16 protein-coding genes and 1 pseudogene are annotated in these 22,677 nt (G+C 47.5%); 6 read left to right on the top strand and 11 right to left on the bottom strand.

Annotated features, from left to right (window positions below; translation table 11 throughout):
• Nucleotides 1-57 precede the first annotated feature (57 nt).
• The gene (locus K2F33_RS03425) at nucleotides 58-411 is read right to left on the bottom strand and encodes a winged helix-turn-helix transcriptional regulator (RefSeq protein ID WP_076176215.1); all 354 of its coding nucleotides are present in this window, start codon (nucleotides 409-411) and stop codon (nucleotides 58-60) included.
• Between the two features lie 302 nt (nucleotides 412-713).
• Between K2F33_RS03425 and K2F33_RS03430 the strand changes: the two are divergent.
• A pseudogene (locus K2F33_RS03430) lies at nucleotides 714-2,023 on the top strand (MFS transporter).
• Nucleotides 2,024-2,321: 298 nt separating this feature from the next.
• On the top strand, nucleotides 2,322-3,779 hold the full coding sequence (katA, locus tag K2F33_RS03435) for a catalase KatA (protein WP_263882280.1): 1,458 nt from the start codon (nucleotides 2,322-2,324) through the stop codon (nucleotides 3,777-3,779).
• A gap of 69 nt (nucleotides 3,780-3,848) precedes the next feature.
• On the opposite strand, the gene K2F33_RS03440 is transcribed toward katA, so the two are convergent.
• Nucleotides 3,849-4,799: a ring-cleaving dioxygenase gene (locus K2F33_RS03440; RefSeq protein WP_263882281.1), complete on the bottom strand. Its 951-nt coding sequence runs from the start codon at nucleotides 4,797-4,799 to the stop codon at nucleotides 3,849-3,851.
• Nucleotides 4,800-5,158: 359 nt separating this feature from the next.
• On the opposite strand from K2F33_RS03440, the gene K2F33_RS03445 reads away from it, so the two are divergent.
• Complete coding sequence (locus tag K2F33_RS03445) at nucleotides 5,159-5,587, top strand: hypothetical protein (protein WP_089549813.1); 429 nt, start codon at nucleotides 5,159-5,161, stop codon at nucleotides 5,585-5,587.
• The gene (locus tag K2F33_RS03450) at nucleotides 5,580-6,818 is read left to right on the top strand and encodes an MFS transporter (protein WP_263881005.1); all 1,239 of its coding nucleotides are present in this window, start codon (nucleotides 5,580-5,582) and stop codon (nucleotides 6,816-6,818) included. Before K2F33_RS03445 ends, K2F33_RS03450 begins: the two co-directional genes overlap by 8 nt.
• Nucleotides 6,819-6,944: 126 nt before the next feature.
• Here the strand turns inward: K2F33_RS03450 and K2F33_RS03455 are convergent, their stop codons facing one another.
• On the bottom strand, nucleotides 6,945-8,777 hold the full coding sequence (locus tag K2F33_RS03455; RefSeq protein ID WP_263881006.1) for an amidohydrolase: 1,833 nt from the start codon (nucleotides 8,775-8,777) through the stop codon (nucleotides 6,945-6,947).
• Between the two features lie 25 nt (nucleotides 8,778-8,802).
• The gene (locus K2F33_RS03460; protein WP_076176227.1) at nucleotides 8,803-8,988 is read right to left on the bottom strand and encodes a XapX domain-containing protein; all 186 of its coding nucleotides are present in this window, start codon (nucleotides 8,986-8,988) and stop codon (nucleotides 8,803-8,805) included.
• Nucleotides 8,989-9,277: 289 nt separating this feature from the next.
• Between K2F33_RS03460 and K2F33_RS03465 the strand changes: the two genes are divergently transcribed.
• Complete coding sequence (locus K2F33_RS03465) at nucleotides 9,278-9,928, top strand: hydrolase (RefSeq protein WP_145029765.1); 651 nt, start codon at nucleotides 9,278-9,280, stop codon at nucleotides 9,926-9,928.
• Nucleotides 9,929-9,961: 33 nt separating this feature from the next.
• Nucleotides 9,962-10,801 (top strand): alpha/beta fold hydrolase, encoded by an 840-nt coding sequence (locus K2F33_RS03470; protein ID WP_263881007.1) that lies wholly within the window; start codon nucleotides 9,962-9,964, stop codon nucleotides 10,799-10,801.
• Between the two features lie 92 nt (nucleotides 10,802-10,893).
• Here K2F33_RS03470 and K2F33_RS03475 read toward each other — a convergent pair whose 3' ends face one another.
• The 7 genes from K2F33_RS03475 to glmM form a co-directional block, all read right to left on the bottom strand.
• Nucleotides 10,894-12,453 carry a response regulator gene (locus K2F33_RS03475; RefSeq protein ID WP_263881008.1) on the bottom strand — a complete coding sequence of 520 codons (1,560 nt, stop codon included), beginning with the start codon at nucleotides 12,451-12,453 and terminating at the stop codon, nucleotides 10,894-10,896.
• Between the two features lie 7 nt (nucleotides 12,454-12,460).
• Nucleotides 12,461-14,347, bottom strand: a complete 1,887-nt coding sequence (locus K2F33_RS03480; RefSeq protein ID WP_318671990.1) for a sensor histidine kinase — start codon at nucleotides 14,345-14,347, stop codon at nucleotides 12,461-12,463.
• Nucleotides 14,348-14,382: 35 nt separating this feature from the next.
• The gene (locus tag K2F33_RS03485; RefSeq protein ID WP_263881010.1) at nucleotides 14,383-16,080 is read right to left on the bottom strand and encodes a type 2 periplasmic-binding domain-containing protein; all 1,698 of its coding nucleotides are present in this window, start codon (nucleotides 16,078-16,080) and stop codon (nucleotides 14,383-14,385) included.
• A gap of 256 nt (nucleotides 16,081-16,336) precedes the next feature.
• The gene (locus K2F33_RS03490; RefSeq protein WP_263881011.1) at nucleotides 16,337-17,200 is read right to left on the bottom strand and encodes a LysR family transcriptional regulator; all 864 of its coding nucleotides are present in this window, start codon (nucleotides 17,198-17,200) and stop codon (nucleotides 16,337-16,339) included.
• Entirely contained in the window at nucleotides 17,185-18,084 is a 900-nt protein-coding gene (locus tag K2F33_RS03495; protein ID WP_263881012.1) for a LysR family transcriptional regulator, read from the bottom strand. The genes K2F33_RS03490 and K2F33_RS03495 overlap by 16 nt, the downstream gene beginning before the upstream one ends.
• 816 nt (nucleotides 18,085-18,900) lie before the next feature.
• On the bottom strand, nucleotides 18,901-20,733 hold the full coding sequence (gene glmS, locus K2F33_RS03500) for a glutamine--fructose-6-phosphate transaminase (isomerizing) (protein WP_076176244.1): 1,833 nt from the start codon (nucleotides 20,731-20,733) through the stop codon (nucleotides 18,901-18,903).
• 602 nt (nucleotides 20,734-21,335) lie between these two features.
• Nucleotides 21,336-22,676: a phosphoglucosamine mutase gene (gene glmM, locus K2F33_RS03505; RefSeq protein WP_089549804.1), complete on the bottom strand. Its 1,341-nt coding sequence runs from the start codon at nucleotides 22,674-22,676 to the stop codon at nucleotides 21,336-21,338.
• Nucleotide 22,677 lies beyond the last annotated feature (1 nt).

Here is a 22,677-nt window from a genome sequence, read left to right on the forward strand (position 1 = left end):
TAAAAAAGAGTTCAGCCTGGTTGCTGAGCTCTTTTTTTAGTTTCCCCGCGGCTTACGTCACATGTTCGAGCTTGCCTGGTTCTCGGTTGATCCCTGGATGTACCGCTCTCCCCACTGGCACATCACATCGATGACCGGCCGAAGGGATTGGCCCAGCTCGCTCAATTCGTAAACGACTTTCGGCGGGACCTGGTTGTATACCGTCCGGATGATGACCCCATCCTCCTCCAACTCTCTAAGCTGCTGAGTCAGCATTTTTTGCGTGATGCCCGGGGTCAACTTTTTCAGCTCGCTCGTTCGTTTCGCTCCATAGGTTAAATGGCATAAAATGAGCGTTTTCCATTTCCCCCCGATGACTTCCAGGGTCGCTTCTATCGGTATATTAAAAGCTTGCGGCATACTCGTTTTCATGGCACTTTTTCCCCCGATCAAAATAGGTACTTTTTGGTTCCTATATTACCTTTTGGTGAAAATGACACAAAAAAGTGCGTACTTCTGTTCCTCGATTATATGATACATAATCTCCTTGTGCCAATAAGGAAATCGGCAGACCCGATCGAGCCGGTTCCGAAAATGGATGATTATTCATAATGAGGAGGACATATCGAATGAAGGCAAACGGTCAAACGTCTCAAAGTTCCGGCAAGCTTTCCTGGGGCTTATTGTTCGTTTTGTGCGGCGCAATTTTTCTGGAAGGGATCGACGTGTCGATGATGGGCGTGGCTCTGCCCTCGATCCGTGCTGAACTGGGCATGTCGACCGGTTCGCTGCAATGGGTAGTCAGCGCCTATGTATTGGGGTATGGCGGCTTCATGCTGCTGGGAGGCCGGGCAGCCGACTGTTCGGGCGCCGAAAAATGTTTCTGCTATGGCTCACGGTTTTCTTTGCTTTCTCCGGGTTAGGCGGATTATCGACCGAAGGCTGGATGCTGATCACCGCCCGGTTTGTTACAGGCATTAGTGCAGCGTTCATGACTCCGGCCGGCTTATCCATCATCACGACAAGCTTTGCGGAGGGGACTGCACGTAACAAGGCCTTGCTCGTTTATGCCGGGACAGCGGCCGCCGGGTTTTCACTCGGTCTTGTGGTCGGCGGCATCTTAAGTGAGATTAACTGGCGTTGGGTTTTCTTTGGTCCGGTTCTATTGGCATTCGTGATTCTTCTAGCCGCGATTCGCCTCATACCGGCCTCTGGTCGGCCGGAGGCCTCCTCCAAAGGCTTCGATCTGGCCGGAGCAGTCAGCGTCACGGCGGCCATGCTGCTTCTGGTTTACGGTGTCGTGGAATCCTCCAACCTGGGCTGGAGCTGGACCGCCGGAATCCTGGCCTGCAGTGCCCTGCTTTTTGGTCTCTTCGCAACGATCGAACGACGCTCGGCTTCCCCCTTGGTACGCCTTGGCATATTTTCTGCCAGCTCACTCGTGCGGGCGAACCTGGGTGCCATGTTGTTTGCCGGTTCTTTTTTCGGGTTCCAATTCGTGACGGTGCTCTACCTCCAAGAACTGCGCGGCTGGTCATCTCTAGAAACGGGTCTTGCCCTGCTCGCCGTCGGTGTCGATTCCATACTCGCACCTACCCTGACCCCCAAGCTGGTAAACCGTTTCGGCAATATTCCGGTGATTTTCGGCGGGTTCTGCCTCGCTGCATTAGCCTACGCCCTTTTTCTTCCTATCGGTTTGGACTGGACCTATGCAGCGATGTTCCCGACGATGATCCTGACGGGCCTCGCCTTTTCGCTGACTTACGGACCTTTAACCATCGCCGCCACGGACGGAATAGCGGAAGAAGAGCAGGGGCTCGCCAGCGGTTTATTGAATACCTCCTTCCAGTTTGGCGCCGCACTCGGTTTGGCGGTCGTGACCGCTGTGCAGATTGGCGCTACAGGTTTGGACAAATCCCCGCAAGCCCTGCTCGACGGCTACCACACAGCGATGATGGTTCCGATTGCCGCTTCCCTTCTCGGGATTGGCATTACCGCCCTCGGCCTTCGTAAACGCTCAGCAGAAAAATATGTAAACAGCTAAAAATAACGGTCCGCCCTGCATCGCAGGACGGACCTCTCATTTGTCTGCTTATCTATGTAGTAACAGCTTAAATCCTCCCACTCGTATCTATCAATAAGCCTTTGTCAATATCTGTCATGGGGATTTCTCATATCTGCGGGGAATTCAGCTTCTTCACCTCTTCTTACACTGACTTCTAAAAAGATATAAACGATAACTATGTCAAATATAGATAGACCGATATTGATCAAAATACAAAATGGATAATAAGATGTTCCTAATGTACTAATTTTACATATTGGGGGTATTTAAATTGGAAATCAAGCATGGCCAATTAACGACAAGTTGGGGAGCCCCGGTTGGAGATAACCAGAATTCTATGACTGCCGGCTCTCGGGGTCCAACACTCATTCAAGATGTCCATCTTCTTGAAAAGCTGGCCCATTTCAATCGTGAACGTGTCCCTGAGCGGGTTGTTCATGCCAAAGGTGCCGGTGCACACGGATATTTTGAAGTAACCCACGATGTGTCCTCATATACCAAAGCCGACTTTTTATCCGAGGTTGGTAAACGCACGCCCTTATTTATCCGCTTCTCGACGGTTGCAGGCGAACTTGGCTCTGCAGATACCGTGCGTGACCCTCGTGGATTTGCCGTCAAGTTTTACACCGCAGAAGGGAACTATGACTTAGTAGGAAATAATACGCCTGTCTTCTTCATAAGAGATGCCATTAAATTCCCGGATTTTATCCATACTCAGAAACGGCATCCTCAAACCCACCTAAAAAATCCAAACGCGGTATGGGATTTCTGGTCATTGTCTCCCGAGTCCTTGCATCAAGTATCCATCTTGATGTCTGATCGCGGTATCCCTGCTACTTTACGTCATATGCACGGTTATGGAAGCCATACGTTTAAGTGGGTCAATGCAGATGGGCAAGGCGTTTGGGTAAAATACCATTTCAAAACGGAACAGGGTGTTAAAAATCTGGATGTCGAACTAGCTGTTAAACTGGCCGGCGAAAATCCGGATTATCACATTGAGGATTTGTTTCAAGCTATAGAAAAAGGAGACTTCCCCGCGTGGAAGTTGTATGTTCAAATCATGCCGCTTGAAGATGCAAATACTTATCGATTCGACCCATTTGATGTAACCAAAGTGTGGTCGCAAAAAGACTACCCTCTTATCGAGGTTGGACGTATGGTCCTCGATCGTAATCCGCAGAATTATTTCGCTGAAGTCGAACAAGCAACTTTCTCTCCTGGAGCCTTCGTACCCGGTATTGAAGCTTCTCCGGATAAAATGCTTCAAGGCCGTTTATTCGCCTATGCCGATGCACACCGCTATCGGGTCGGAACAAATCATAACACGCTTCCTATTAATAAACCTGTTATCGAAGTGAATAATAACCAGCGTGACGGTCAAATGCGTTATGATCGCAACGGAGGAAGTTCAATGTATTATGAACCGAATAGTTACAACGGGGCGACTGAATCTGCAGCATACAAGGCAGCTACGTTTGAGGTATCCGGTTCAGCCGACAGTGTCCCTTATGACCATCATGACCATTACACTCAACCTGGTGACTTGTATCGGTTACTTAGTGCAGAAGAACGAGGGCGCTTGGTAAATAATATTGTGAATGCCATGAAACCGGTTGAAAAGGATGAAATCAAACTTCGTCAAATCGCCCATTTTTATAAAGCCGATCCTGAATGGGGAAATGCGGTTGCTACGGGGCTTGGTTTAAGAGATATGGAGACTTTATCCTATTAAACAAAAAGCAGTTATCACAGCTTATCATAGCCTGTGTAACTGCTCTTTTTACGTTATCAAATGGGTGTTTCATTGCTTGATTGACTTCAATTCGCGCACTTGAATAGGTGGCAGGTTCTTTTCAATTTCAGCGCGGCTGTCTTCATACCATGAAGGAAGCATGATGGCCTCGCCTAGATGATCTTCAGGCTCATCATTTGCGAAACCTGGCGGATCCGTCGCAATTTCAAACAAAATGCCGCCTTGTTCACGAAAATAGATCGCATGAAAATACTGCCGGTCAATAATCGGTGTAGGCTGTAAACCGCTGCTTTCCACATGGCTTCTCCAGGCATCATGGTCTTCAAAATCCTTGGCTCGCCACGCGATATGGTGAACGGTGCCGCTACCTGGGATCCCCCAGTCCATGGGCTCCGCATTCACATCAATGAGGTTGCCGATGTCCCCTTCAGCCTTATAGCGAATAAAGTCGCCATCCTGCCCTACCCTTTCAAGACCTAAAACGTCCTCAAGTACCTGCATTGTCTTGGTGGATGCAACACTGTATAGCACGGCGCCCCCAAATCCTTTGATCGCCTTATCCGCCGGGATACCTCCGAATGACCACGTATTGAGCGCTCCGTCTTCCCGTTCAACAATTTCTAACTGCAGACCGTCAAGATCTGAAAATTCGATATAGTTTTCAGAAAAACGGGTGCTTTCCGTGAAGGAAATATCGAACGCCGTGAGGCGTGCTTTCCAAAAATCAATTGCGCCTATGGGTACTACGTACGTTGTTGTACCTACTTGTCCTCCTCCTATGCGGCCCTTGCGGGAAAGTTCGTGCGGGAAGAACGTCATTATCGTTCCGGGGCTGCCTTTTTCATTGCCGAAGTACAAATGGTATACCTCGGGTGCGTCAAAGTTAATTGTTTTTTTTACAAGACGAAGACCTAGAACTCCAGCATAAAAATCTACATTTCTCTGCGCGTCCTTCACGAAACAAGTAATATGATGGATGCCTGCCGTTTTCTGTATGATATTCCCCATCCTTCCCAGACTCCTTCTGTTAGGTATTTTCGATCCTGCTAATAACTGAAAAGTACTCCTGATTCAAATCATAGAGAAAAGAGCAGCAGCGAACCATTCCATTATTTCTATACTTGCATAGCGAATTTACTATATCTTTTGTACGAAAAACCCATTACGAATAAGGCGAGGGTTTTCCCAAGCCGTTGCGATGATTATAAGAAAAAGCTATATGAGACATAGAAATATCGATATTGATCGTGCGAACATCCGTTTATACGATTGTGTTACATATCCGGTTCTTGGAATTCAATATCTATAGAACTCCTTGACTGGAGAATGAATCTCGTAAAATACAAAGGAGAGTTTGGATGGGAGTACGTTTTTTAAAAATGGCTGTTATTTATATTGTTCTCGGTATTGGCATTGGAATCTACATGGGCGCAACATTGAATTTTGCATTGACTAGCGTTCATGCCCACACCAACCTTTTCGGATGGGCAACTTTGGCCCTTTGCGGATTTACTTATCTGCGCTTTCCCAAAGCCGCAGCGTCCCGTCTGGCCCAATGGCACTTTTGGTTGCAGGGCATAGGTTTGCCAATCATGTTAGTCTCTCTGTCCTTTATTGCAAACGGCTATGATCAGGAATGGTTATCCACGATTAAACGTATAGGTGAATCCGTTGCCGGAAGCGGCATTCTTGTTTTTGCTGTCAACGTGTTTTTAAATGTGAAGGAAACCAATGCAGCTGTAACAAAAGGGACGCCTGCAGAAGAAAGGGGAATCACGATTGATTAATCCAGCAAAGCAAGCGGCACCACGTTATAACCTTACGACCCTGATTCTATTCTGGTGCTCATTAATTGTCGTCTCATCCCTATATTTAACGATCCCCCTGTTTCCCTTATTTGAGGACGTATTCCAGATTTCATCTTCCAAAGCAGCTTGGGCAGGAAGCGCCTTTTCATTTGCTTTTGCCGGCGGAGGACTCCTGTTCGGGGGGCTTTCCGACCGCTACGGACGGAAAAGAATGATGATATCCGGATTATGCCTGCTCGCGGTATCAACCCCTTTTATTGGAACGGTCCATGAGTTTCAGTGGCTTATTGTGCTGAGGGTTATCCAAGGATTGGCAGCATCCATGTTTCCCCCTTCTGTGTTAGCCTACGCAATAGAGATGTTCCCAACGAAAAAAAGGGTAACGATCCTCGGATTTATAAGCACCGCCTTTTTGATGGCCAGTATCGTTGGACAGATCTATAGCAGCACCGTCATATTGGAACTAAGCTGGAGATATGTATTTTACATCCTTGGCATCGTGTATTTTATTTCGTTTTTTCTGATTACCTTATGCATACCCAAAGATATCATCCAGAAGCCGGAGGGCAATTTCTTTACTCCGTTAAAGCGCATTGGCGGTATTTTCAAGAAAAAAAGCCTGCCCTTCTGTTACATCATTTCCTCAACTCTCTTTATTGCACTCGTCGGTTTTTTCTCTACGCTTGGAAGTTATCTAAGCAGCGCTCCCTTCAGTCTGAGCCACCAGGAAATCTTATGGGTTCGCGCAGCCGGTATCATCGGCATGCTCGTTTCCCCGTTTGATGGAAAGCTCGTTGCTAGGTTTGGCGTAAAAAATGTACTATGTTGCGGTCTGATCTTGGCCGGTATTGGCCTAGGTCTGGTAGGCGCCTGGGAGAACCTTGCGTTTTTAATCTTGGCGAGTATTGTTTTTGCAGCTGGCATAGCTATGGCTCTTCCCGCCTTGTTGTCTCTAATAGGCACTTTAGCTGGAGAGTTACGGGCTAGCGCTCTTTCTTTCCATATGTTTATGCTATTTATCGGAGCCTCACTTGGCCCCATCGTCTCGGTTTATCTGACCGGCATCAAAGGTCATGTGTTCACTTTCGAGGTGTTGGCCGGATTACTGCTGCTAAGCACGATTGTCCCATTCTTCATTCGCTTGGAGAAAAAGGAAACCGCCGCCACCCCAATCCATCCACCCAATCAAACTAACGTTGAGTATCATTGAAAAGATGACTCCTGTTTTGATCGGGGCTGCTGATAAAGTCTTCTAAATCAAAAGGTACAGTCCCCCATTTTCAATGAGGGGACTGTACCTTTTGTCTGACTAGGATCACCTTAGGTTTGTTTACTTTTAGAAGACAAAGCAATCCAAGTCGCAGAAACCGCTGCCGTGATGATGGTTACACTTATGATGAAGATGGACCTGTTTAGGGTTATGGGCACCTGATCCACCACCTCCATATTCCGGCCCCTTGTAATAGCCGCCAAAGACATTATGCGGAGACCAGTCTGGGCTGGCTTTTGGAGCTGGAGGCGACAAAGACTGAAATTCGCTGGTACCGTAGACGATCTTACCACCTACGACGGTAAAGACAGATTCAATTTTTTTAATTGCTTCTTCCGAGACATGAAAGAAATTATCGGAAAGGATCGTAAAATCAGCATATTGACCCGGTTTGATCTGCCCTTTCACATCTTCTTCCTTTGAAAACCATGCATTCCCCGTCGTATACATCCGAAGCGCTTGGTGTCTCTCTACACGATTAGAAGCAGGATACAGGCTTAATCCTCCCAGTGTTTTGCCCGTCACTAGCCAATATAAGGCCACCCAAGGATTATAGCTTGCTACTCTGGTGGCATCCGTTCCCACACCAACGCGCAGTCCGGACTTCATCATCTTGGTTATCGGAGGAGCATTCTCCGCTGCTTTTGCCCCATATCTTTCGACAAAATATTCCCCCTGGAAAGCCATTCGGCTTTGAACCGCGATCGAACCTCCTAATTCGACGACCCGCTCCAAATCCTTCTCATGAATCGTTTCGGCATGATCCAAAATCCAGCGCAAGTCTTTGAACGGCACCTCTTTGTTGACGCGTTCAAAAACATCGAGAAAACGTGTTATGGATTCTCCATAAGTGGCATGAAGACGAAACGGCCAACGTTGTTGAACGAGATGTTGGGTAACTTCAAAGAGTTCATCTTCGAGTACAGCTGGAAGCTCCGGGCGAGGCTCAACAAAATCCTCAAAGTCTGCTGCGCTGTACACAAGCATTTCACCTGCACCGTTATGACGATAATAAGAACTGCCCGTGTACGGCTGCGATGAAGCGGTCCATGCTTTAAAATCGTTTAATTCATTTTTGGGATGCTGGGTGAATAAATTATACGCCGTGCGAACCGTAATTTCTCCACGTCTATCCAGTTCCTCAAACACCTGATAGTCATCGGGATAGTTCTGAAAGCCCCCTCCAGCGTCGATCACGCTTGTCACACCAAATCGATTCAATTCCCTCATAAAGAGTCGGGTTGAATTCATTTGGTCCTCATAAGAAAGCTTTGGCCCTTTAGCTAAGGTGGCGTACAATATCGTTGCATTAGGCCTGGCGATGAGCATTCCTGTTGGATTGCCCCGGCTGTCCCTTTGGATTTCTCCGCCTGGCGGATTAGGCGTATCCTTCGTATACCCTATTACCCGTAAGGCAGCTTTATTCAAAAAGGCTTGGCGGTAAAGATTAAGAATAAAAACGGGGGTTTCCGGAGCAATTCGATTGATTTCATCCAGAGTTGGCATCCGGCGTTCGATGAATTGGAACTCCGTCCATCCGCCTACAACACGGACCCAATGAGGTGCTGGTGTACGATCAACCTGCTTTTTCAGCATTCGCAATGCATCCGCTACGGATGGCACTCCATCCCAGCGAAGTTCAAGGTTATAGTTGAGACCACCGCGAATGAGATGAATATGTGAATCGTTTAAGCCCGGTATCAACATTCGTTTGTTGGCGTTGACAACCTGCGTGGAGGATCCGACATATTTCATGATTTCGGCATCATCACCCACAGCCAGAAACTGGCCGTCCTTAACGGCAACTGCCGATGCGGTAGGATTTACATCGTCCATCGTTACGATGCTGGCATTGTGAATGACTAGACTGGCCTCAACATCTTTCGTTTTTCTAGACATGATTCCGCTCTCCTTTTAGATTGCATTATTTGTGGTTTAGCCATTGCTGGATCCACGGGATCAACCGCTGGCCTACAAACATTCCGGCGAGACCGAGCAGTCCTAAAAAAGGCGGTGCTGGCGACGGGATCTTAAGCGATTGAAAAACAACGCCAATGACAATACCTGCGGCAAGAGCTAAGGCCATAGAACCTATAGAACCTGTGCTCATAGTCAATACCTCCTTTAATACGAATTGTGATGTTCTTGCTAGACTGCCTTTATCCATAAGTCTAAAAGTCGACATTTTTACTAACAATATGGCTTTTTCTATAACAGCCATAGGAATTGCTTATGTATATTCCTTATAGAACTTTCGAAGTATATAGGATTTTCCTATGAAAAATATAGAAAACTGAAGATTGTTTGCACATTGGTATTTCCATAGACTGAATACATGCAGCAGAAACTCCAACGGATCGGGCCCTGTTGCAACCAAAATCTAGGAGGTAGGATCCTCTATGTTTAATGACAAGACAGATTTACTGACGGCTGAAAACTCTGCAATTATTCTTATTGACCATCAGCCTCAAATGATCTTTGGTGTTCAAAGCGCGGATCGTCAAACCATCATTAACAACACGGTTGGGTTGGCCAAAACCGGGAAAGTCTTTAATGTGCCCACCATTCTTACAACGGTGGCTGCAGAATCATTCTCAGGCCCGATTCATCCGCAAATTCAAGAGGTATTTCCAGATCAGGTACCGATCGACCGTACAACAATGAACTCTTGGGAAGACGACAACCTGGTACAAGCCGTGAAGAAAACAGGCCGTAAAAAGCTGGTCATGGCAGCGCTCTGGACGGAGGTTTGCCTTGCCTTTCCTGTTATTGGAGCTATTAAAGACGGATATGAAGTGTACATTGTAACGGATGCTTCAGGCGGGACGACTGCGGAAGCGCATAACATGGCCGTTCAACGCATGATCCAAGCAGGAGCCATCCCCGTTACCTGGGTTTCTGTTATGCTTGAGTACCAACGCGATTGGGCTCGCCAGGAAACCTATGACGCCGTGATGTCGATCGCTAAGGAGCACACCGGTGCTTATGGCGCGGGCATTGTATATGCCCAAACGATGTTTGGCGGCCACGAGGGCGGGAGCCACAACTAATCATCATCATTAAAAAACAGAGGAGAATGAAACATGCCAAAATTATTAGTCGGAGAAGAAAATGGGCACCCTATTCAGTTGAATTTTGAGGATGTTGGCGCAGGCAAACCTGTCATTCTGATTCATGGTTGGCCGCTGAGCGGACGCTCTTGGGAGAATCAGGTTCCAGCGCTCATCAATGCAGGTTACCGCGTGATTACCTATGACCGCCGTGGATTCGGGCAATCCTCCCAACCGTGGAACGGATATGACTATGATACGTTTGCAGCGGATCTTCATAAGCTTATCGAACAGCTGGACCTTAAGGATGTAACGCTGGTCGGATTCTCGATGGGTGGCGGAGAGGTAGCCCGTTACATCGGTACATACGGAACAAGCCGTGTCAAAAAAGCCGTGCTGGCCGCTGCGGTTCCACCGTTCTTTTACAAGTCTGCCGAGCATCCGGAAGGTGGTCTGGATGAAGCCACGATTCAAGGCTTCCTAGACGGTTTGAAAAAAGACCGTGTCGCCTTCCTTGACAACTTCACTCACAATTTCTTTAAAGCAGGGGATCGAACCGATCTGGTTAGCGAATCTTTCCGCCATTACAACCTTGAAATTGCTTCTTCTGCTTCGCCAAAAGGGACGCTGGATTGTGTTGAGGCTTTCGGCCGGACGGATTTCCGTGGCGATTTGGCAAAATTTAATATCCCACTGCTTGTTATCCATGGGGATTCCGATGCAATTGTGTCGCTTGAAGTCAGCGGTCAACTTTCCCACGAAACGGTTCCAGGTAGTCAGCTCGTCGTCATCGAAGGGGGACCTCATGGTCTAAACGCGACTCACCCTGAAGAATTCAATACAGCTTTAATTAACTTTCTGAATGCTGAATGATTGAAAGGTGTGAACTTTGACCCATGAGAGGATGCTTTTTCACAAAAAAAAAAGACCCTCTTATGGGTCATTTGTGTTTTAGTCTTTTCTCATCACTCGGTTTCAAACCGTCTCCGCTGGCTTCGAAATTCCAGCGCTGTGATGCCTTCGGTATCCTTGAATATTCTCGTAAAATGCTTCACATTTTCGAATCCAACTTGATCGCTGATTTCGTACACCTTCAAATCGGAGTGCACCAGAAGTTCCTTCGCCTTATCCAGCCTTAACCGGCGAACATAGTTCGAGAAGCTCTCACCGGTAAATTCTTGGAAGGCTTGGCTGAAATACGAGTAATTGAGTGAGAAATGGTTGGACACCACCGCCATGTTTAAATTGTCGGCATAATGCGTCTGCAGGTAGGTGAGTACTTTTTGCATCGTATTTTGTTCCGTTGGCACCTGCTCTTTCCGATCTTGGATGAACCGATCCAGACGATCGAGAAGCTGTTCGACGGATTGGTAATAATCCTCAAATCGATCGAAATTTCCGATGTGACCAACAGGAGCGTACTTCATTAATAGACCGAATACCTTAAGCCCGTAGATGCGGAACAACTTATCGAACAGCTCCTCGTTCAGCAGCTGACTAATACGTTCCAGATAGCCGATTTCACTGCTGCTAATGATGCGAACATCGAGGATTTGATCCAGAAGTTGTTTGATTTCATCCCCGCGTCCCATTCCAAGGAGATTCAATATCCGCCCAATCAACTCCATAGGGACGACATACCGCTCATTGCGATCACTTATGCCAGCGTAATCCAGCACATCGAGATCTGGAAGCAGAATCCCGTATTTCATAGTTTGCTTCGCCTGACTGTATGCCCACCTTATCTGCTCAATCCCTTGAACGGAATCACTAATCGCAATTCGCAGCTGTGTCTCATACTCACTTAACCCCCACTGTTCCGCCAACCGGTAGAACATATCGGGATCGCTTGCTATCATAATCGTTCCGCCTTTTCCATCACGCGTCAGCATCCAATTCATATGCCCTTGTAACAGCTCAGCGATTTGATTCCTGAAAGTAGCTGCATCCGTACTGCTTGGCTGTGAACTTCCACCACGTTGCGTAACCAAGCCCAGTGTATATCCTGCATCCAACCAGCTTAAGCCGGCCTGCCTCAGCTTGTTCGGTGTGATCGCATCATCCACATCCTTCTGGGTTAAATGCAGCGTAACCAGCTCGGCAGCAAAAAGGCTGGCATCTTCGCCCGCCTGGTCTGCTCGCTCTTCTCTTTTCTTTATATCCAGCATTAATCGCTCCAGGACGGCAAACAGCTCCTCCCGAATCACGGGCTTTACGAGATAATCCTTCACAGCAAAGCGGATACCTTTCTGCGCATATACGAAGTCATTATAGCCAGACAGCAGTACAACCTCGGGTTTAACCGGATGGTCTTGCAGTTGGTCGAGCAGTTCGATCCCATCCATAATGGGCATTCGGATATCTGTAAACATAATATCCGCAGGCTCCTGGCGCAGCAGCTCCAGCGCCTCTTCTCCATTCTCGGCAAATCGATATTTAAACAGATCGGGGAACTGCCTCTCAATGACTGATTGCAAGCCCCTCCGAATGATCTTCTCGTCGTCGACGATCAGCAAGCTAATCATAGATGTCCTATCCCCCTCCCATGACCCGGTACGGCAAAGTCATGATTATGCGTGTATAGCTTCCTTCCTGACTTTCGATCCGAATCCCATATTCCACCCCATAGCTCATCACTAAACGTTGGTCCACATTCCGCAGACCGATTCCATTACCGTCCTCGTTCTCCTTACGAACGAATAATTGCCGGACCTCCTGATAAGCATGCTCTTCCATTCGCAACATTTGATTCAACAAGCCCAGCGTTTCATCCGGTATGCCGCGGCCGCTGTCCGTAATCTCTATGACACAAGCTTGATCACGCCGGACGGCAGAGATCGTAATGAGAAGATTTCCGTCCTTGGAATGCATGCGGCTCATCCCATGCTTGATTGCATTCTCGACTACGGGCTGCAGCGACATTTTAAGCGATTCCTGCTTGAGGCATTCCGGTTCAATAGACAATTGGAGATCAAGTCTGCCATCATAACGGATGTTCATGACGGATACATAATGCTGGACCTGCTGGATCTCATCGCTGAGCATCACGTGATCCTGCCTCCATTCCATCGAATACCGCATCATACCACCTAACGAGGTCATGATGTCCGATATAAGATACTGCCCTTCAATCTCCGCCAGCATCTTGACGTTCTCCAGCGTATTGTAGAGGAAATGGGAATCGATCTGGTTCTTCAGCGCCCGAAGCTCAGCTTCTTTGCCTGCCGCCTGCCGAGCTGCCTGGTCTTGAATGAGCTCGTTAATTTTCAGAATGAGCTTACGGTAATGAAAGCCCAGCTCTCCTACCTCATCGGTACCGGTAATCGGCGGCAGCTCGACGTTGAAGTTGCCGTTTCTCACCTGCTGCATCGATTCCCTTAATGCCTTAAGCCTGCGCAAAATGATCGCTTGCATCGAGTAAGACAGCAGAACGAGAAATGCCGCCAGTAATGAAACGAGCACGATATAACGAACCCTCGAATGGTTAATGCCTTCCATGGTTTCCTCAAGACTAGCCATATTGACCAGATGTACGTCAATCGATGGGATGTAGCTCTGTAAAGCCAAGTAGGAATGTCCATTAACCTTGAACCGCACCGTCTCGTAATCCGTATGGCTCGTCAGCTTTATGCTGCTTATCAATTCCTCCGCGCCGTTCTGCTTGAACACGGACGAATCCTTTAAGCTGAAAACTTGTCCGTTCCTTGCGACTACGATCAGCTGGGAGTTTTTATCTTGTACACTGCTGAACGTTTGGGAGAAGAAATCGGATAACTGCATCGATATCTCTAGAATCCCGTTATGGGTAGTATTGTCCGGATACTTGAATTCCTGTAAGTACGTCATGAAGGGCTCGTTCGGCATTTGTTCGGAAGGCATACCGGTGAGGCCGACGTTCTCCTGTATCTCCCACCAGGGTAAACCGCCTTGCTTCATCACGTCATCATGCCAAGGCTTGCTCTGAATGCGCGATTCCTGCAGGATAACCGGCCAAATCTCATTCACATAGCGGTTATCCGTGAATAGCCGGACATTCGCGATTCGCGGATTGTTAAACAGAAAATATTGAAAGCTGTTGACCACGTCCTTCTTTATATGAAGAACTTGCGCCGTATCCTGGAATTGTTCGATTTGCAGATAATTATTCATTTCCCGATTGGATAACGCAAGCTGACCCGTCCATCCCATCAGCTCTACGTTATTCTCAATGTTGATCTTCTCTACTTCCAGCACATTCTTATTGTTCTCCAACAATTCCTTCATTGCCTTGGCGGACTCTTCATTAAGTGTATACCAAGAGAATAAAACAACCGGTATAAAAATAACGAATATAAAGGACAAAATCAGTTTGACTTGAAGCGAAAGGTTAAACGTAAATGCACGTATCTTCAATAACCAACGGATTGCCGCGAATCCCATTCCCTATTTCACATCCTGCTGCTTCCTCTATCGAACTATTGATTAAGCGACGACTTCAGCTTCTGTACATTTCGTTCATAAGCCGCCTGGCGGCTTGCTGCGATGGCTTCATACTCGGGATCCTCGGTAGTGGCTTTCATGAATTCGGCGAACAGTCGGTCGAATTCGGCATTCGATTTCGACATCAGCAGCTTCGGCAGCGTCTCCGCCCAGAGCCGCGTATTTTTGCCTACCGCAATACCTTCCTTCGTTGTCGGGTCCGGGTCCAGGTTTTCGAACTCGCTTGTGCTAACCGTCTTGCCCCTAGTCCAATCGGCAATTTGTTTGGAAGGCTCGGCATCCATCCCCGTCATCCATGCTAGATTCATGTTCGTATCCATTAGCATCCAGTACATATAAGAACCGCCATATTTGCTATCGAACGCTTGGCGATCGGTATTAAGCAGTTGCATGACCTCCGGCAGGAACTGATCTTTGCCGTCAATCGTATCGTAGGTAACGCCCTTCTCTCCTAAGAACAGGTCCTTGTTTCCCTCTTCGCTGAGCAAATAGCTGAGGAAGGCGATGGCCCTCTTCTTGTCTTTGACGTTCTTCGAGATGAGCGTCACGGTCCATCCGGAGATGCCGTTTCCTGCAAGGGTTGGCGCATCATGCGCATCGTTCGCCGGACCGTCAATCGCGATATAGACCTTATTCGGGTCCTTCTGATACAGCGCCTGATTAATCTCTGAAAAATCGGACCACTGATACAGCATGGCAAAATAACGCCCTTGCGATATTTTTTCGTCCTTTTCCACTCGTTTCTCATCAAGAAAAACATCTGTCGGCATCAGTCCGTCCTCATTCGCTTGGCGAAACATCTTCAGCCATTTCAAATAGGTCGGGTCGCTTCGACGGTCGTACAATTTGCCGTTTTTCTGCTTCGGAATGGCTAGGAAGTTCTGAAGATAATCTTCCAGCGAATAGTTGCCGGTTTCCGTAAATTCATGAAGGCCAATCGGGATGAGCGGCTTGCCGTCTACTTCCGGAAACTTTTCCTTCGCAGCCTTCAGCGCGCCGAGAAACCCTTCCGGTGTGCTCATATCCGGCTCTCCGAGGGCTTCATACATGTCTTTCCGAACAACGAAGGTCTGATTAGACGTAAAAAGCTTCCCGTATTTTTGATAATCCGCAGGCGATGAAGATGCATTCGGGTAGCTGTACACATCCCCGTCAGCCTGTGTGTACCAGTTAAGCTTCTCTGGGTCAGCAGCTTTAAAGAAATAAGGATCGTATTGTTCCGCCAGCTCATTTAATGGAAGCACCATATCTCCATTGATCATCTTCTGCACGGAATCCTCGTAGGAGCCTAGCGTGATGAAGTCAGGGAGCGACCTTGCTGACATCATCGTGTTGAGCTTCTCCCCGGCGTCTCCAGCAGGCACAATAAAGTTCAAACTGACACCCGTTTTCTTCGTTATATAATCGGAAACGACGTTGCCCCCCCACTTACCGGTGAACCAATCGAAATTGATATACCAGTCAAACGTTATTGGTGTCGTATCCAGCTTCCAAGCGGGCTCATTTGGAGATAGCTTCGTTTGAGAAGCATCTGCCTTTTTAAGACTGTCGTTGAAAATCGTATCATCAGCAGCGCCATTGCTCGATGTGTCCGTGCTCCCGGAACAAGACGCCAAAGTCCAACACATCATCAGAGCCAGTAACAGCATTGCCGGTTTACGCATTTTCCCCATTCAAAAATTCCCCTTCGGCCTTTAATATCCCATCATTTAATATATTTCCACAAAAACAGACAATTTCCGTTCAGAATCCTTAATGTATTGCTAGTATAAAGGTTATAGCAGGTAAAGGAAAGAGTCTAACCGGATAAGCAGGGTTACTATATTTGGGATATTTCCTATACCGACTAACGCGAATAAGCGAGCAAGACAGGAAATATTCCTTCGTCTAGGCTCGCATTCATTAGCTATGATGTTGTAGTTCCCTTATCTATGATTCCAGAAAAAAATCGATACATTTCTGAACAGAAGGATTATGGTGATGATCCTTTTTAAAAATAAGCTTCATCTCACGTACAGGCGTTAGATCTACGAAACGAATCATTTTCAGATGCTGCCCAGAAAATGTTTCAATTAATGAAACAGGCAAAATAGCTACCCCCAACTTTTGCAGTACCATAGAAAGAAGAATAGCCGTCGAAGTGGACTCAAATTTCGATTGTAAAGATTTGTTCATTTTCTCGCTGAATGTATGAAGATGCTCGATTAAACTTTTATCGCCAACAAATAAGGAAGATTCTAAATTTTCTAGCTCTTGAAAAGAAATAAAGGTTCGATCTGCCCATGGATGATCCGCATAAACGACCAATGCTTGTTCTTCTTTATACAGGTGCATCGCATGAATTTCTTTGTTTGGATCATATTTGTCGGCAATGCCAATATCGATACTACGATTCAATAATTGCTGTGATGTATTTTCTGTACTGGCAAATTTTATTGTAATGTCAGGATACTGTTCATGGAATTTCAAAAAACGGGGGATTAAACCATTAAAGTCCACTGGAGAAATGCCTATCGAAAGTTGATTTGCCCGAGCATAGCGTAACTCATGAGTTTCTTTCTTCGATTCTTCAATGAGCCTCATGACGGAAAGAGCTTTCTCGTAAAGTATTTCCCCGTCAGCTGTAATCTTTACGCCTCTGCCAACTCTCTGAAACAAAGGGGTTCCAACTTCTACCTCTAAAAAGCGGATTTGTTGGCTTAAAGTAGGTTGAGAAATCATTAACACTTCTGCAGCCTTAGTAAAGCTTCCTGCTTTGCAGATTTGAATGAAACATTCTAATTGCCTGAACATGGAAGATTCACCTCAACCTCTCTTACATAGGAATCCATCTCTTGAATGAATAGACGTGCCATGGGCCTCATCGTAACGGAATGAAGATATACAAGAGATATATCCCAACGAGGTATATGGCCTTCTAATTTGACAATACGCAAAGAATCATCCCTGAGGCTCTCAAGCAAAGATATGGGTATAATAGCTGCTCCAAGTCCATGACGAACCCAGTGAATCAATACTGAAGTGGAGGACGTTTCTATGCTCGACTTTAAGGCAAACCCACTTGAGAAACAATACATATCAAGCAATGATTTGTTTTGTTCTCGGAACATGATCGAGTTCATTTGCTTCAAAAATCGAAAAGGAATCGAAGATTTATTAGCCAAAGCATGTTCTGAGTGAATCAATAGCGCCATTTCTTGTCTATACAAATGAGTCGAAATGAGTGAAGTATCCGAAACTGGATATGCAGTGATCCCAATGTCCACCCTTTGCTCCAAAACCTTATTTTCGGCATCCTCTGCATCGATAATTTTTAATAAAATATTCGGGTACTTTTGATGAAATCTCATGAAGTAAGGAGCAAGATATTCAAGTTCAGCAGGACAACATCCAATAGAAATGGTTTCTCTGGATTTGTTGATTCGGCCAACGATTTCATTTCGCGCTTCTTCAAGAAGATTCATAATGGCATTGCCCTTATTCAAGAGAATTTTTCCCGCTTCCGTTACCTCAACTCCTCTACTTACCCGATCGAACAATTGAATATTATACTCATCTTCCAAAACCCGAATTTGCTGACTTAGTGTAGGCTGAGTCACACCTAATTCTTCTTTAGCTTTGGTCAAACTTCCAGATTTGCAAACTTGAATAAAATATTCAAGCTGACGTAATTCCACAATGTATCCCCCCTTTGTTAATTTGTTCTTCGGTTTCTTAACCTGGCGATTTTCCGGACACCATCCTTGCTGATCAGTACTCTTACTTATTGCTTACCGTATGAAGTGCTCATCCGCTGGTGGTCATGAGCGTGATCGTGGTAATTGCTGAACTTCTCTGTAATAAACATTATATGAAGGAAACTATCATGTAATATATCCGCTACATTTCAGGTGAAGGTTACTAGATTTTAGGGTTGGTGGCCGGGGAACCCCGAAAGGTATAATAAAATCTTAGGCTGGCCGTAAGCCCAGTTTAGGGCTCTTAAGAGGATCATTTGGTGTCAATGGCACACCGTTTCCTTCGAAAGCGTTAAAAGCCCCTTGAGAGGTAACATAGGCCCTGAGATAGCCTCCGAAACACAGTGTTTTTTTACTTTATATCCTTGATTTCCTTGAAACAACAAAGGAGCCCAGTTTAATACTCCGGGCTCCTTTGTACTTAGTTAAGAAGTTACAACCAATATCATTCCGTTACTTTTATTACTTTGTTGGCCACAGCACAAAAGCTACACCAAATCGGCGCTCTTGGACCTTGAGCTTAAATCAGCCTGTCTATGGCGAGTTGTCACACTCTCTAAAACAACTAATGGCTTCGCCCCCAACAAGGGACGAAGCCATTAACTTTGCTTTGTTCAGCTATAATCTTAAGATGTCGAGACACCAACTCTATTGCAAAAATACTGGTGTAACGGCTCAACAATAATGTCTAGCACTCACTTTAATGTCACCAGACAGAAATTGTCGGTCGTGTTGTCGACAATCCTTTTACTCCCCTTACTCCACCGTTACGCTTTTCGCCAAATTCCGCGGCTTGTCGACGTCGTTGCCTCTGGCAAGCGATGCGTAGTAGGACAGCAGCTGCAGCGGCACAACCGACAGAGCCGGCGTCAGCAGCGGCAGCGTCTTCGGAATCGCAAACGCCTGGTCAACCGACTTCAGCAAACCTGCGACATTTTCTTCATGGGTAATCGCCATGATGTCCGCGCCGCGTGCATTCACTTCCTTGATGTTGCTGACCGTTTTCTCCAGAACGGCTTCCTGGGTTGCCAGGGCAATAACCGGAATGCCTTCCTCGATCAGCGCCAGCGTACCGTGCTTCAGTTCACCCGCAGCGTACGCTTCAGAGTGAATATAAGAGATTTCTTTCAATTTCAGCGAACCTTCCTGCGCTACCGCGTAGTCCAGTCCGCGACCGATAAAGAATAAGTGCTCATGCTTGGAAATATGCTCTGCATAGGCTTTAATGGCATCCGGCTTGGCCAGCATGCTCTCCACCTGCTCCGGCAGAGCCTGCATAGCGGCTACGATCTGAGCCACCGCTTCCGGCGTCTGCGTGCCGCGAACCTCGGCGAGGTACAGCGCCAGCAGATAGAACGCGATCAGCTGCGAAGTATACGCCTTAGTGGATGCTACAGCAATCTCCGGCCCGGCCAGCGTCACGATGACGTCGTCGGCGTCACGGGCGATCGAGCTGCCCACCACGTTGGTGATGGCCAGTACGTGTGCTCCGTTTGCTTTGGCTTCACGCATCGCAGCGAGCGTATCCGCCGTTTCACCGGATTGGCTGACAACGATGACCAGCGTCTCCGGCGTTACGATTGGAGAGCGGTAACGGTATTCCGACGCTACGTCCGTCTCTACCGGAATGCGTACCAGCGATTCAATCGCGCTGCGTCCCACGAGACCTGCATGGTATGCTGTACCGCAGGCAATGATTTGAATGTTGCGGATATTTTTGATCTGATCGGCCGTCAGCTTCAGCTCCGGCAGAACAACCTTTTTACCCGACTCGTCGATCCGTCCGCGCATCGTGTCGCGATATGCTTTCGGCTGCTCGTGGATCTCTTTCAGCATGAAGTGCTCAAAGCCGCCTTTTTCCGCCGTCACTGCATCCCAGTCGACATGAATCATTTCCCGAGAAATAAAATTCCCCTCAATGGTCATCAATTCGACAGAATCCTGCGTCAATACGGCCATCTCACCGTCATTCAAAATATATACTTTACGCGTATATTGAAGAATTGCCGGAATATCCGATCCGATGAAGTTCTCTCCTTCGCCAATCCCGATAATCAGCGGGCTTGCTTGACGCACAGCCACGAGTTTATCCGGTTCGTACTCGGTCAATACACCGAGGGCAAAGGCGCCGCGCATATAACCGATGGCCTTCTGAACCGCTTTGACAATATCGCCGTCGTATTCGCGGGCAATCAGATGGGAAATCACTTCCGTATCAGTTTCCGACACGAAATGATGTCCCTGGCTGATCAGCTCATCCTTCAGCTCCAGATAATTTTCGACAATGCCGTTATGCACGACCGAAAATTTATGGCTGTTGTCCGTATGCGGATGAGAGTTTACGTCCGATGGCTTGCCATGAGTAGCCCAGCGCGTATGCCCGATGCCGGCACTTCCCACCAGCGGTGTCCCTTCCAGCTTGGACTCCAGATTAGCCAAACGTCCTTGAGCCTTGGCAATTTGCAATCCCTGGTTGGTGAACACGGCAATACCCGCAGAATCGTACCCGCGGTACTCCAGCTTCTTCAGACCCTCGATCAATACCGCTTGCGTATCCTTTTTACCAATATATCCGACAATACCACACATAGTTAATATCCTCCGTTCACTTCTTCAAATTGGGTTTTAGAAGCGTACGGGAGCATAAAGGTGCAGCATGGTGCCAGAATGTACAGGAAAACGAACATTGTATTCAGTTATACAAGGTGCATTCACGAATGTACATCCTAGCATCGCCGCATCTCTTATGCGCTTGCCCGCACACTCATGAAAAATGATCACTATTTTCTAACACCCACTGGAAACGTTGTGTGAACGGTCGCCCGTTCATTTTCCGTTTCGAGTTTACGGCTGTGGTGTATCACCGGGAGGTCCCCGCCGAACATTTCGAACACCTCCACCTCGTCAACTTGATGCTGCCGTGAATCCGAAGCGTCGTGCTCCTTCAGATTCTTCCCCGCGCAAGCCCAAGTTCTGGCGCTATTGTTGCTAACCTCACGACCCTCGCTTTCTGTTTCGTAATGACATTTACTAATTATATTCATGTCATCTCCGTTTTGCAATCGGGCTGATAGCCCCAAATCGGAGTCCCCGTTATATACCCTGTAAAAAAGCCGATGAAACCGCAATTCTAGTCTCACCGGCCTATGGCATTTATGCTTTATTTTATAGAAAAAGCCAACATTTACCTGTTATACTAGTTCCCGTTTCACCACATCGACGATTTGGGAGACATACTGATCCAGGTCCTCCTTATTAGGACCTTCAGCCATGACGCGGATCAGCGATTCCGTGCCTGAAGGACGAACCAATACCCGGCCGTTATCCCCAAGGATCCCCTCAACGGCTTGAATAGCATCCTTAATAGCTGCATTGCCTTCATACTTGCTCTTGTCCTCTACCCGTACGTTTACCAACACCTGAGGGTACTTGCGCATCATCGTTCTCAGCTCGCTCAGCTTCTTGCCCGAAGCCTGGATCGTATCCACCAGCTGGATCGCGGTCAGAATGCCGTCACCGGTCGTATTGTAGTCCAGGAAAATAACGTGGCCGGACTGCTCTCCGCCCAAGTTATAGCCGCCTTTACGCATTTCCTCCATCACATAGCGGTCGCCGACAGCCGTTTTGGCCGTTTTCAGCTCCAGCTTCTCGGTCGCCTTATAAAAACCGATGTTGCTCATGACGGTCGATACGATCGTGCCGTTGTTCAGCTTACCCTGCTTGTTCATAGCGTCACCGCAGATACAGAGGATGAAATCGCCGTCGACTTCCTCGCCCTGATCGTCAATCGCGATCAAACGGTCCGCGTCTCCATCAAAGGCAAGACCCAGGTCGGCTTTGGCCTTCAGCACTTCTTCTTTCAGCTTTTCCGGGTGGGTGGATCCGCAGTGGTCGTTGATGTTCAACCCGTTCGGCTCGGTGCCGATCGTAACCACCTCTGCGCCAAGTTCCTCAAACAGCTTAGGAGCCAGCTCGTAAGCGGCGCCGTTGGCACAGTCGAGTACGATCTTCAGCCCGTCAAAGCTGTGGGAAATCGTCGTTTTCAAATACTCCAAATATTTATATTTCGATTCATTATCGACAATAACATTGCCCAGATCCTTGCCAATCGGACGCGGAAGCGTATCTTCGGCTGCGTCCATCAACTCTTCGATTTTCAGTTCGGTCTCGTCGGACAGCTTGAAGCCATCCCCGCCGAAGAACTTAATGCCGTTATCTTCGACCGGATTGTGGGAAGCCGAAATCATAACGCCGGCGTCCGCCTTTAACAACCGTGTAATATACGCCACTGCTGGCGTAGATACAACACCTACACGGATAACATGCGCCCCGATGGACAGCAGACCCGCAACCAGTGCCGATTCCAGCATAACTCCCGAAATCCGGGTATCCATACCAATGACAACCGTAGGTTTCTCCACGTCCCCGGTCAACACATAACCGCCGCAGCGTCCAATGCTGTAAGCCATTTCGGCCGTCAGTTCTTTATTGGCAACACCGCGTACTCCATCAGTTCCAAAATATTTCCCCATA

The organism is Paenibacillus sp. PSB04 (assembly GCF_025809195.1).
Classification (GTDB): Bacteria; Bacillota; Bacilli; order Paenibacillales; family Paenibacillaceae; genus Paenibacillus_AQ; species Paenibacillus_AQ favisporus.

What these genes read in the sequence shown, in the direction of transcription:
- K2F33_RS03425 (WP_076176215.1), bottom strand. Translation starts at nt 411, where the DNA reads ATGAAAACGAGTATGCCGCAAGCTTTTAATATACCGATAGAAGCGACC.
- K2F33_RS03445 (WP_089549813.1), top strand. Translation starts at nt 5,159, where the DNA reads ATGGGAGTACGTTTTTTAAAAATGGCTGTTATTTATATTGTTCTCGGT.
- K2F33_RS03455 (WP_263881006.1), bottom strand. Translation starts at nt 8,777, where the DNA reads ATGTCTAGAAAAACGAAAGATGTTGAGGCCAGTCTAGTCATTCACAAT.
- K2F33_RS03460 (WP_076176227.1), bottom strand. Translation starts at nt 8,988, where the DNA reads ATGAGCACAGGTTCTATAGGTTCTATGGCCTTAGCTCTTGCCGCAGGT.
- K2F33_RS03465 (WP_145029765.1), top strand. Translation starts at nt 9,278, where the DNA reads ATGTTTAATGACAAGACAGATTTACTGACGGCTGAAAACTCTGCAATT.
- K2F33_RS03470 (WP_263881007.1), top strand. Translation starts at nt 9,962, where the DNA reads ATGCCAAAATTATTAGTCGGAGAAGAAAATGGGCACCCTATTCAGTTG.
- K2F33_RS03475 (WP_263881008.1), bottom strand. Translation starts at nt 12,453, where the DNA reads ATGATTAGCTTGCTGATCGTCGACGACGAGAAGATCATTCGGAGGGGC.
- K2F33_RS03480 (WP_318671990.1), bottom strand. Translation starts at nt 14,347, where the DNA reads ATGGGATTCGCGGCAATCCGTTGGTTATTGAAGATACGTGCATTTACG.
- K2F33_RS03485 (WP_263881010.1), bottom strand. Translation starts at nt 16,080, where the DNA reads ATGGGGAAAATGCGTAAACCGGCAATGCTGTTACTGGCTCTGATGATG.
- K2F33_RS03490 (WP_263881011.1), bottom strand. Translation starts at nt 17,200, where the DNA reads ATGTTCAGGCAATTAGAATGTTTCATTCAAATCTGCAAAGCAGGAAGC.
- glmS (WP_076176244.1), bottom strand. Translation starts at nt 20,733, where the DNA reads ATGTGTGGTATTGTCGGATATATTGGTAAAAAGGATACGCAAGCGGTA.
- glmM (WP_089549804.1), bottom strand. Translation starts at nt 22,676, where the DNA reads ATGGGGAAATATTTTGGAACTGATGGAGTACGCGGTGTTGCCAATAAA.